At 67.5% G+C, this 11404-nt stretch carries 9 protein-coding genes, 1 tRNA gene and 1 pseudogene; 7 read left to right on the top strand and 4 right to left on the bottom strand.

Features of this window, described 5'->3' with window-relative positions:
• The first annotated feature begins 1 nt into the window (after window position 1).
• The 4 genes from IH00_RS0111485 to IH00_RS0111500 all read left to right on the top strand — a co-directional run bounded on the left by IH00_RS0111485 (window position 2) and on the right by IH00_RS0111500 (window position 4151).
• Complete coding sequence (locus IH00_RS0111485; protein WP_031072354.1) at window positions 2–928, top strand: bifunctional DNA primase/polymerase; 927 nt, start codon at window positions 2–4, stop codon at window positions 926–928.
• The gene (locus IH00_RS0111490; protein WP_031072355.1) at window positions 925–2475 is read left to right on the top strand and encodes a YfjI family protein; all 1551 of its coding nucleotides are present in this window, start codon (window positions 925–927) and stop codon (window positions 2473–2475) included. Before IH00_RS0111485 ends, IH00_RS0111490 begins: the two co-directional genes overlap by 4 nt.
• A gap of 284 nt (window positions 2476–2759) precedes the next feature.
• The gene (locus IH00_RS0111495) at window positions 2760–2966 is read left to right on the top strand and encodes an excisionase family DNA-binding protein (protein ID WP_031072358.1); all 207 of its coding nucleotides are present in this window, start codon (window positions 2760–2762) and stop codon (window positions 2964–2966) included.
• Window positions 2967–2996: 30 nt separating this feature from the next.
• Window positions 2997–4151 (top strand): tyrosine-type recombinase/integrase, encoded by a 1155-nt coding sequence (locus IH00_RS0111500; RefSeq protein WP_031072360.1) that lies wholly within the window; start codon window positions 2997–2999, stop codon window positions 4149–4151.
• 51 nt (window positions 4152–4202) lie between these two features.
• Here the strand turns inward: IH00_RS0111500 and IH00_RS0111505 are convergent.
• Window positions 4203–4276: transfer RNA gene (locus IH00_RS0111505), tRNA-Gly, on the bottom strand.
• Between the two features lie 466 nt (window positions 4277–4742).
• Here IH00_RS0111505 and dcd point away from each other — a divergent pair.
• The 3 genes from dcd to IH00_RS38895 all read left to right on the top strand — a co-directional run bounded on the left by dcd (window position 4743) and on the right by IH00_RS38895 (window position 7365).
• Window positions 4743–5318 (top strand): dCTP deaminase, encoded by a 576-nt coding sequence (gene dcd / locus IH00_RS0111515; RefSeq protein WP_031072362.1) that lies wholly within the window; start codon window positions 4743–4745, stop codon window positions 5316–5318.
• Window positions 5319–5320: 2 nt separating this feature from the next.
• The gene (locus IH00_RS0111520; RefSeq protein WP_031072364.1) at window positions 5321–5818 is read left to right on the top strand and encodes a phosphoribosyltransferase; all 498 of its coding nucleotides are present in this window, start codon (window positions 5321–5323) and stop codon (window positions 5816–5818) included.
• 92 nt (window positions 5819–5910) lie between these two features.
• Window positions 5911–7365 carry a hypothetical protein gene (locus IH00_RS38895; protein WP_052411325.1) on the top strand — a complete coding sequence of 485 codons (1455 nt, stop codon included), beginning with the start codon at window positions 5911–5913 and terminating at the stop codon, window positions 7363–7365.
• 60 nt (window positions 7366–7425) lie between these two features.
• On the opposite strand, the gene IH00_RS0111530 is transcribed toward IH00_RS38895, so the two are convergent.
• The 3 genes and pseudogenes from IH00_RS0111530 to IH00_RS43955 form a co-directional block, all read right to left on the bottom strand.
• Window positions 7426–8340, bottom strand: a complete 915-nt coding sequence (locus IH00_RS0111530; protein ID WP_031072367.1) for a Yip1 family protein — start codon at window positions 8338–8340, stop codon at window positions 7426–7428.
• A gap of 297 nt (window positions 8341–8637) precedes the next feature.
• Window positions 8638–10221: (Fe-S)-binding protein (locus IH00_RS37245; protein WP_234334824.1), on the bottom strand; the 1584-nt coding region annotated here is incomplete at its 5' end.
• Between the two features lies 1 nt (window position 10222).
• Window positions 10223–10965, bottom strand: a pseudogene (locus IH00_RS43955) (hypothetical protein); the annotation flags it as partial.
• Between the last annotated feature and the right edge of the window lie 439 nt (window positions 10966–11404).

Below are 11404 nucleotides of genomic sequence, written 5' to 3' on the forward strand. Positions count from 1 at the left end.
CATGACACCAACCGGCACTCCCGCGCTGCTGCGCGCCGCCCTAAACGCCGCTGAGCGTGGCTGGCCCATCTTCCCCCTGCGCCCCGGGGACAAGCGTCCGGCCGGGCACCCGGAGCGCGATTGCCCCCGCACCGGCCGGTGCTCGGAGGGGCACCGCACACCGGAGCAGCGCGCCACCCTCGACCCGCAGCACATCACCGCGTGCTGGCAGGCGGCCCCGTACAACGTCGGCATCGCCACCGGCCCTGCCCAGCTCGTGGTGGTGGACCTCGACATCCCCAAGGACGACGAGGACACCGCCCCGGCCGAGTGGGCGGGGATGGCCGATGGCCTGGACGTGTTCGCCGCCCTGTGCGAGCGCGCGGGGGAGCGGCTGCCGACCGAGACCTACACGGTGCGCACCCGCCGTGGCGGGCAGCACCTGTACTTCACCGCCCCGAGTGAAAAGCGGCTACGCAGCACGGGCGGCAGCCTGGGTTGGAAGGTGGACACCCGGGCCTGGGGCGGGTACGTGGTTGCTGCCGGCAGCGTCGTGGGCGGAGCGCCGTACGAGATCGTTCACGACGCCCCTGCGGCCCCCCTCCCTGCGTGGCTCAGTGACCTGCTGACCCCGAAGCCCGCACCGACCCCGATGCCGCTGTCGGAGCTGTCGGCCCGGATGCGCAACGCCACCGCCTACAGCACCACCGCGCTGCGGGGGGAGCTGTCAAAGGTGCTGTCCGCCCGTCAGGGCGGTCGTAATCGGGCTGTGTACTTCGCCGCCTACGCCCTCGCCCGGCTGATCCGTACCGGCGACCTCACTGAGGCCGACGTCACCGGGGAGTTGATGAGCGCCGGGCAGGCCACCGGCCTGTCCGCTGCCGAGTGCCGAACCGCCATCCGCTCGGGTCTCGTCCGGGGCGGGGCTGTGGAGGTGAGTGCGGCATGAGCACACAGCCTGTGGACAGCTCCGAACTGTGGGCCGGGTTCGAAGCCTTGGACGCTCAAGCGGCAGCGGAGGCGCCGTGGGAGGAGCCCATTCCGCTCACCGCCCGCCGGGAACTGCCGGCCTTTCCCACGGAGGTCTTCCCGGCCTGGCTGGGCGACTACGTGCGCGCGGTCGCCGAGGAGACGCAGACCCCGGTGGACATGGCAGGTTCCCTCGCCCTGGCGGTGCTCGGCACCGCTGCTGGGGGCCGCGCCGTGCTTCAGGTTCGGGGACGGTGGCGTGAGCCCACGAACGTGTTCGTGGTCGTCGCGCTGCCGCCGGGCAACCGCAAGAGCGCGGTGTTCAACCTGATGGCCAACCCCCTTTACCGCTGTGAGGCGCTGCTGGTCTCCCAGTCGGCCGGGCGGATCGTCGAAGCGGAGATCACCGCCAGGCTGGCTAAGGAGGTCGCGGAGAGCGCGGCCGCCAAGGCTGCTCGGGCGGATGCGGAGAAGCGGGATCAGCTTGTGGCCGAGGCCATCAGCCTTGCTCAGGCTGCCGAGTCGGTGACGGTGCCCGCCAAGCCTCGTCTGCTGGCCGATGACGCGACCCCGGAGGTTATCGCCTCACTGCTGGCCGAACAGGGCGGCAGGCTCTCCGTCATGTCGGCGGAGGGCGGGATCTTCGACATCATCGCCGGGCGCTACTCGGGCACGCCGAACCTGGACGTGTTCCTGCGCGGGCAGGCAGGCGACCGGCTACGGGTGGACCGGCGGGGCCGGGAAGAGTTCATCGAGGCCCCGGCCCTGACCATGGGGCTTACGGTGCAGCCGTCCGTCCTGGAGGACATCGGCCGCATCAAGGGAGCCGACGAACGGGGCCTGTTGGCTCGGTTCCTCTACTCGCTGCCCAAGTCCCTCGTGGGCTACCGCAACATCCTGCCCGAGCCCATCCCTGACGCGGTGGCCGCCACCTACGAGGAGCACGTCACCGCTCTGACCATGTCCCTAGCGGACTGGACGGACCCGGCAGTACTCCAGCTCTCCCCGGAGGCGGGGGACGTACTGGTGGAGTTCGAGAAGCGGCAGGAACCCCGGCTGCGGCAGCGCGGCGGAGACCTTGCCCACGTCCAGAACTGGGCGAACAAGCTGGGCGGCGCAACGTGTCGCATGGCGGGTCTGCTGCACCTGGCCGCGCACACGAGCAACGGGCACACCGAGCCGATCAGCGCGGAGACCATGCGCGCGGCGGTGAAGCTGACCGACTACTTCACCGGCCACGCCCTGGTGGTCTTCGACCTCATGGGAGCCGACCACACCGCCAGCCGCGCCCACACGGTGCTGGAGGTGCTGCGCGCCCAGCAGTGGAATGAGGTCAGCAAGCGCGACCTCATGGCGAAGCTCTCGCGCTCGGAGTTCCCCACCGTCGCCGACCTCGACCCCGCGCTGAACCTGCTGGAAGACCACGGATACATCCGCTGCCAGCCCGTCCTGCGCACCGGAGGCAGGGGCCGACCGCCGTCCCCGCGCTACCTCATCCACCCCTGCCTGAGCGACCCCGCCGTCTGACCCCCGCCACAGAAACCACAGAATCACAGAAATAACTCCTCCCAGCCGCTGACCTGCGCAAACGTCGCCCGCGGCTGCGGACGGGTGGCTGCCACAGAAACCCACAGAAGCCCCACACAAATACGGGCCCACCCCGGGCTGGTTATTTCTGTGGGCCTTCCCGCGATTTCTGTGGCAGCCCGCCCCGGCCCCTCCGCCGCACCGTTCATACAGGTCAGCGGCCCTGCCCCGGGTTTCTGTGTATTTCGTGGTTTCTGTGGCGGGCCTGCCGTGAGGAGACCGCCTTGCCTGAGCGGCTGCTGTCCATCCCGCAAGTCGCTGAAGTCCTGGGAACCACCGAGCGGTTCCCGCGCCGCCTCGTGGCGGAGCGCCGCATCACGTTCGTGAAGGTCGGCACGCATGTGCGCATCGCCGAGAGCGTGCTAGCGGCGTACATCGACGCACACACCATCCCACCCGTTCAGCCGCGTCGTCGTCGTAGGAGGAACTAGTAAGTGGCGAGCAAGGAACCGAAGAAGAGCATGACGATGCGGCGCTTCGGAGCGGTGCGGCAGTACCGCTCCGGTCGGTGGACCGCTTCCTACGTGGACCCCACCGGCCAGAGGCGTCGTGCACCCGAGCCGTTCGAGACCAAGGAAGAAGCTGAGATCTGGCTCTCGCAGATCGAGGCCGACATCACGCGGAAGGACTGGCGTGACCCGGACGCCGGCGCGGTGAACTTCGAGAAGTACGCGCTGGAGTGGGTTGACGACCGGGACCTGTCAGCCACCACCGATGAGCTGTACCGGCGCCTGCTGCGGCTGCACATCCTGCCGACATTCGGTGAGTACGACCTCGACGAGATCACCGCGCCTCGTGTGAGGGCATGGCGCACTGAGCGCAAGAAGGCCACGGGCGCCACCACGGTCGCCAAGTCCTACCGGCTACTCAAAGCCATCATGGAGACAGCGACGGACGACGAGCTGATACGCCGGAACCCCTGCCGCATTAGAGGCGCGGGCAAGGAGACGGCTAAGGAACGGCCTATCGCGACCGTGCCACAGGTGGACGCCGTTGCCGACGCGATGGGGCCACGGTGGCGCCTGATGGTCTACATCGCGGCATACGGTCCCGCCCGACCCGAAGAGCAGGCTGCCCTGAGGCGCCCTGATGTGGACCTGGACGAGGTGGGCGTCTGGGTCCGTCGGGCCGAGCCGGAACTGACCTCCGGTCGTCGTGCCCCGGGTGAGACCAAGTCCGCTGCGGGCAAGCGGTTCATCGCTCTGCCGCGCTTCATGCGTGAGGACTTGGAACGCCACCTCAAGTGGTACGCGGAGAAGGAGCCGGACGGACTGCTGTTCGTAGGGGAGAAGGGAGCCCCCTTTCGACGATCATCGTTCGGCCGCAAGTGGCGCAAGGCGAGGGTCAAGGCGGGGCTGCCTGCCGACTTCCGGTTCTATGACCTCCGGCACACCGGTCACACGCTTGCTACCCGGGCCGGGGCCACGCTCAAGGACACGATGGTCCGGGCTGGGCAATCCACGGAGAAGGCGGCGCTGATCTATCAGCACTCCGACCATGAACGGCAGAAGGAGGTGGCGGAAGGTCTCCACAGGCTTGTGGAGACGGCCCGAAAGAAGGTCGCTGACCAGCGTGGACAGGGGCAAGGTGGTGCGGAGGTTGTGCAAGGTCCCTGAACCGGTCTAGACAACAAATAAGGCCCTGGTCTCTGACCAGGGCCTTTGTCGTGGAGCGGGTGACGGGAATCGAACCCGCGCTCTGAGCTTGGGAAGCTCATGTTCTACCATTAAACTACACCCGCGAGGACGGACCGGAGGACCGGTACCGCATCGTCGCTCACTGTACCTCATCGGCAGGCCCCCGGTGTATCGCGCCGCAGGGTCTTCGTGTTCTTCCCGCGCGGATCCGGGTACGGGCAGGGCGAGTTGAGGCGTACCGTGGGGGTGCGGAGTGCCGCTTGGAGTGGTGTCCCGTTGATCCCCTAATGTGGCTTTCTCGTCCACGCATTTGGGGAAGGGACTCGATGGACTCCATGGAGCGCACCGTCGTCCGCTGTGCCGAAGGGCACGTGTTCAGTACCGCTTCGTTCCCGATGCAGCAGCTCGGGGCCGGCCGGATCGGGCCCGGGCGGCTTCTGCGGTGTCCGCGGTGCGCGCGGTTGCGGCACGCCGTGCCCGTGGTGCTCGAGCGGCGCTAGCGAGCCGGTGGGTGGCGCGCGGAGTCCGTCCGATTGGGGCGGGCCCGCGCGCCCTGCGTATCCTCGGGGCGTGCTTCTCTCAGACAAGGACATCCGGGCCGAGATCGACGCCGGGCGGGTCCGCATCGACCCGTACGACGTTTCCATGGTGCAGCCCTCGAGCATCGACGTGCGGCTGGACCGCTACTTCCGGGTGTTCGAGAACCACCGCTACCCCCACATCGACCCCGCCGTCGAGCAGGCCGACCTGACCCGGCTGGTCGAGCCGGAGGGGGACGAGGCGTTCATCCTGCACCCCGGCGAGTTCGTGCTGGCGTCGACGTACGAGGTCATCTCGCTTCCCGACGACATCGCGAGCAGGCTGGAAGGGAAGAGCTCGCTCGGGCGCCTCGGGCTGGTGACGCACTCGACGGCCGGGTTCATCGACCCCGGGTTCTCCGGGCACGTGACGCTCGAGCTGTCGAACCTGGCGACCCTGCCGATCAAGCTGTGGCCGGGCATGAAGATCGGGCAGCTGTGCATGTTCCGGCTGAGCTCGCCGGCCGAGTACCCGTACGGCAGTGAGCGGTACGGATCGCGGTACCAGGGCCAGCGCGGGCCGACGGCCTCGCGGTCCTTCCAGAACTTCCATCGGACGCAGGTGTGAGCATGAGTGACGTACGGGAGAACCTGACCTACGACAAGTTCGGCACCGCGATCCGCGAGCTGGCGCAGACCATCGCCGACGACGGGTACGAGCCGGACATCGTGCTGAGCATCGCGCGCGGTGGGGTCTTCGTCGCGGGCGGACTCGCGTACGCGCTCGACTGCAAGAATATCCACCTGGTGAACGTGGAGTTCTACACCGGGGTCGGCACGACGCTGGAGATGCCGGTGATGCTCGCGCCGGTGCCGAATGTGATCGACTTCAGCGACAAGAAGGTGCTCATCGCCGACGACGTCGCCGACACCGGCAAGACGCTGAAGCTGGTGCACGACTTCTGCCTCGGCGCGGTCGCCGAGGTCCGCAGCGCCGTCATCTACGAGAAGTCCCACTCGCTCGTGAAGTGCGAGTACGTGTGGAAGAAGACCGATGAGTGGATCAACTTCCCCTGGAGTGTGGAGCCGCCCGTCGTGAAGCGCGAGGGCCAGGTCCTCGACGCCTGAGTGCGTACATGTGAAAGGCCCCTGCTGCCTGGGTTCCGCCGAACGGAGCAGCTCGCCGTGCACATGACCGGCAGGGGCCCGAACGTGGACCCATGAGCATACGGCCCTGGGTGATCGTGGAGCCACCCGACGACCGCGGTCTTCGCGTCATCACCATCCACGGCGAGAAGGTCGGCAGCGCCTGGTCCCTGCGCGAACTGCGGACGGTGCTCCGCCGCCTCGGCTACCCGGACGACATGGACCTGGACGACCCCTCGTGCGTCCTCTGGCGTGGCGGCGACAGCAGCACATGGCCCGGCAAGGGCCGGAGACGGTATGTGGTCATGGTCCTCATGGCCCTGGGGCTGCTCGCCTCGCTCGGACTGCACGTGGTCATCGGCTGGCCGGACGCCCTCGGGGCGCTCACCTTCGCGCAGCGTCTGATCGGCGTCCTCTTCCTGGTGGCAGCCGCGACGGAAGGCATAGCGACGCTCGCGGTCATCGACTACTGGGGCAGACGGCAGCTCAGGATATCCGGCGCCTTTGTCCTTCTCGGCGTGATCATCGCGCTGGCCACGACGAGCCTTCTGCTCTTCCTGTGGCTCGAGGAGCGGGAATTCATACCCGCCCTCCCATTTTTTGTTTCGATGTGGCTGTGGTCTCTGTGGGCCTTTTGCGTCCTCATGCGCCAGAAGGTGTGGAGGGGGATACCGTACCCGAAGAGATTCGCCGCAGGAGTTACCGTCACGGCGATTCTCTCGTCCGTCAGTCTCGGGTACTCGACCCTTTACGCCCCCACGGCGGTGCCGATGCGCTTCGTATTGAAGGCCGAGTTCGGAACGCCGCAGACGCGTGCAGAGCTGCCCTATATGCATGTCCCGCTGAGGCTTTTTGCGAAGAACGACGGGCAGATTCCGGTATACATAGTCGTCGACGACTATGTTGTCCGGGGGCGTACATTCAAGTTTTCGGATTCGGGCCATGGGATGCAGGGGTGGGCGGACGCGTTCGACACGGAGGCGGAAAGCTATGAAAGCGAAAAAGAGGATGTGGTAATCGCGTCCGGTCAATTCCAAGGGCCGGGCTCGGCGCTTCAGGTGGGAGAAGAGTTCACAATGGGAAAGGTGATCACGCTCCCCAAGAAAACCGATTATGAGACGCTGGACGCCACTTTGAACTTTGCCGTCCTGAGGCAGGACCGGGGCAGGATCGGCGATTCATTTCAATCCGCCAGAGCTTCTTGGCGGAAGGATGAGGGCAGATATTACTGTCCACCGGCGCAATGTGGGAAGCGACTTTTTTACCACGGCAGGGTGAGCTACAACAACAATCTGGTCAATGTGACGCGCAAGCCGCGATATGTCCTGGCCTTCTGGTCGCCGGATGACATAACGGATGTCTTCGTCTCTTCGTACGAGTTCAAGAAGAAGAGGACGTCGATCTACGAAATCTATGCAGGGCTGGATCCAACAGAGACAAGAAGGGAGCAGAAGAGGTACGGCCTCTGGTGGGTCAGCGTGAACTCCGAGGTGTCCGTCCACGGACTGCTGAAGCAGGCCGGATCCTGATCATGTGGAAAGGCCCCCGCCGCGGCGGGGGCCTTTCACGTACCGCGTATCACGTACCGGTCAGAGCGTGCCGAGCTTCAGCAGCGACAGCAACGCGATCAGCTGGATCGCCGACGCGCCCAGCGCCTTCGGCCACGGCAGGTCGTGCGACTTGCTCACCATCGAGGTGAACAGCGCACCCGCCGCCAGCCAGGACAGCCAGCCGATCACCTGGACGAAGGAATTCTCGCCGCCCAGGAACAGCGCGAACAGCAGCCGGGGCGCGTCCGTCATCGACATGATCAGCATCGACAGGCCGACCGTCGGCTGCCAGGCGCCGTCGCCGCCCAGCTGGCGCGCCAGCGTGTGCGTCACGGCGCCCAGGATCGCGCCACCGACGACGAACATGAGGCCCGTGACGAGGACGTACGGGATCGCCGAAGAGATCGTGGCGTTGATCGCCTCCTCGCGGGCCTGGTCGAACCCGAAGAGGGCCAGCAGCCCGTAGAGGAACGTGACGACCAGCGCGGGCGCCCACACGGCGTGGTCGCGCATCTGCCAGAACGTCGGGCCGGGGCGCATCACGATGCCGCTCAGCAACTGCTTCCAGTGCAGGCGCGGGCCGGTGGGCGCGGGGGCGGTGCCGGCCTGGTAGGCGGCGCCGTCGCCGTACCCGCCGGGCCCGGCGGCGTACGCCTCGTCGTGGATGCTGAAGGCCCGTGTGTGACCCGGTTGGTTCGCCGCGTACGGGTCGTGCGCCGGCGGCGGGGCGGACTGCTGCGCGTAGGGGTCGCCGAAGTACTCCGGCTCCCCGTGCTGCTGCCGGCCGTACTGCTGCGCCTGCTGCTGCTGCGCCTGCGACCACTGCTGCTGGGCGTACGGCGGCGGCGCCGCACTGCCGTACGGCGCCTGATGGGGCGCCTGCTGCTGCGGTGCCTGCGGGTGTTGTTGCGGTGTGCGGTTGTCCCGGCCGCGTCCGATCCTGAATCCAGCCACCCCTTGAACGTACCGGCTTGCGCTGTGGGCGGCGTCCGGGGTGGGGCGACGGACTGCCTTTGCTGCCGACCTGTGACATCCCCTAGGGGCCGTCTCCCGCGCGGGACCGACGTGCTCCCGGGCCGGTCCCTCGCGGGGCGGACGCGCCGCGGGGCCGGTCCTCCGCGGGGCGGACCCTCCCGGGACGGACCTGCTGCGGACGGCCCGGGCCGCGGCGTACGAAAGCGGCCGGGCCCGCCCCCGAGGCAGGTCCGGCCGCTCGCGTCCGCTGGTACCGCTCGCGCGTACCGAGAGGGGCTACTTCACCGTTTCGGTCTCCGGTTCCGACGCCGGCTCCTCCGGGTCGGCCGGGGCGTCCTCGACGGGGGTCTTGACGGAGTCGAGCAGGAGCTGGGCGACGTCGACGACCTGGACGGATTCCTTGGCCGTGCCGTCGTTCTTCTTGCCGTTGACGGAGTCGGTGAGCATGACCAGGCAGAACGGGCAGGCGGTGGAGACGATGTCCGGGTTCAGGGACAGCGCCTCGTCGACGCGCTCGGTGTTGATGCGCTTGCCGATCCGCTCCTCCATCCACATCCGCGCGCCGCCCGCGCCGCAGCAGAAGCCGCGTTCCTTGTGGCGGTGCATCTCCTGCTGCCGCAGGCCCGGGACGGCCGTCATGATCTCCCGCGGAGGCGTGTAGATCTTGTTGTGGCGGCCCAGGTAGCACGGGTCGTGGTAGGTGATCAGGCCCTCGACGGGGGTGACCGGGATCAGTTTGCCCTCGTCGATCAGGTGCTGCAGCAGCTGGGTGTGGTGGATGACCTCGTAGTCACCGCCCAGCTGCGGGTACTCGTTGCCCAGGGTGTTCAGGCAGTGCGGGCACGTCGCGACGATCCTCTTCGCCGACTTCGGCTTGCGGGTCGTCTCGTCCTCGTCGTCCTCACCGAACGCCATGTTCAGCGCGGCGACGTTCTCCATGCCCAGTTCCTGGAACAGCGGCTCGTTGCCCAGACGGCGCGCGGAGTCACCCGTGCACTTCTCGTCCCCGCCCATGATGGCGAACTTCACGCCCGCCATGTGCAGCAGCTCCGCGAACGCCTTGGTGGTCTTCTTCGCCCGGTCCTCCAGAGCACCGGCGCAGCCCACCCAGTACAGGTAGTCGACCTCGGACAGGTCCTCGATGTCCCTGCCGACCACCGGCACCTCGAAGTCGACCTCCTTGGTCCACTCCAGACGCTGCTTCTTCGCCAGGCCCCAGGGGTTGCCCTTCTTCTCCAGGTTCTTCAACATCGTGCCCGCCTCGGAGGGGAACGCGGACTCGATCATCACCTGGTAGCGGCGCATGTCGACGATGTGGTCGATGTGCTCGATGTCGACCGGGCACTGCTCCACGCACGCACCGCAGGTGGTGCACGACCACAGCACGTCGGGATCGATGACCCCGTTGTCCTCCAGCGTGCCGACCAGCGGCCGCTCCGCCTCCGCCAGCGCGGCGGCGGGCACGTCCTTCAGCTGCTCCTCGGAGGCCTTCTCCTCGCCCTCCATCGTCTTGCCGCCGCCGGCCAGCAGGTAGGGCGCCTTGGCGTGCGCGTGGTCGCGCAGCGACATGATCAGCAGCTTCGGCGACAGCGGCTTGCCGGTGTTCCAGGCCGGGCACTGCGACTGGCAGCGGCCGCACTCGGTACAGGTGGAGAAGTCCAGCAGACCCTTCCAGGAGAACTGCTCGACCTGCGAGACACCGAAGACGTCGTCCTCGCCCGGGTCGGTGAAGTCGATCGGCTTGCCACCCGACGTCATCGGCTGCAACCCGCCCAGCGCGGTGGAACCGTCCGCGTTCCGCTTGAACCAGATGTTCGGGAAACCGAGGAACCGGTGCCACGCCACACCCATGTTCGTGTTNGCCACACCCATGTTCGTGTTCAGGCTGATGGTGCAGGCCCACACCATGGTCGTGCCCAGCTTGATCATGGCGAAGAGGTAGACCAGGTTCTCCAGCGTGGGAACGCTCAGGCCCTCGAACAGCAGGACCAGGGGGTACGAGGCGAAGTACGCGGCCTCGTAGTGGTCGACGTGGTGCAGGACGCCTTCGAGGCCGCGGAGCGCCATGATCGACAGGCCGATGATGACGATCACGGTCTCGACGAAGTACGCCTGGCCCATCTTGGAGCCCGCGAAGCGCGACTTGCGGCCCGGGCGCGAGGGCAGGTTCAGCAGGCGGATGACGATGAGCGTGGCGATGCCGAGGGTGGTCATCGCCCCGATGAACTCGATGTAGAGCTCGTACGGGAGGAAGCCGCCGAGCACCGGCAGCGTCCAGTCGGCCTGGAACAGCTGGCCGTACGCCGTGATGATCGTCGGCGGCAGCGTCAGGAAGCCGACCGCCACGAACCNCATGTTCGTGTTGAGCGAGACCGTGATCATCCAGACCATGGTCGTGCCCAGCTTGATCATGGCGAAGAGGTAGACCAGGTTCTGCAGGGCGCCGACGCCCAGGCCCTTCAGCGCGAGGACCAGGGGGTACGAGGCGAAGTACGCGGCCTCGTAGTGGTCGACGTGGTGCAGGGCGCCTTCGAGGCCGCGCAGGACGTAGATGGCCAGGCCGATGGTGAGGATGACGTACTCGACGAAGTACGCCTGGCCCATCTTGGAGCCCGCGAAGCGCGACTTGCGGCCCGGGCGCGAGGGCAGGTTCAGCAGGCGGATGACGATCAGGGTCAGGATGCCGAACGTCGTACCGGCGGCGATGAACTCGGTGTAGAGCTCGTACGGCAGCCAGCCGCCGAGGATCGGGAGGACCCAGTCGGGCTTGAAGAGCTGGCCGTACGCGGTGACGATCGTCAGCCCGAGGGTGAGGAAGCCGACCGCCACGAACCAGTGGGCGACGCCGACGATGCCCCACCGGNGCCACGAACCAGTGGGCGACGCCGACGATGCCCCACCGGTTCATCCGCGTGTGGCCGAGAAACTCCCGTACCAGGGTCACGCTGCGCTGGTAGGGGTTGTCGGTCCGGCTTCCGGCCGGGACCGGCTGGCCCAGCTTGAAGTAGCGGACGAACTGGCCGATGGCGCGGGCGAGCAGCGC

It is taken from the genome of Streptomyces sp. NRRL S-118, from assembly GCF_000716335.1.
In the GTDB taxonomy this organism is placed as follows: domain Bacteria; phylum Actinomycetota; class Actinomycetes; order Streptomycetales; family Streptomycetaceae; genus Streptomyces.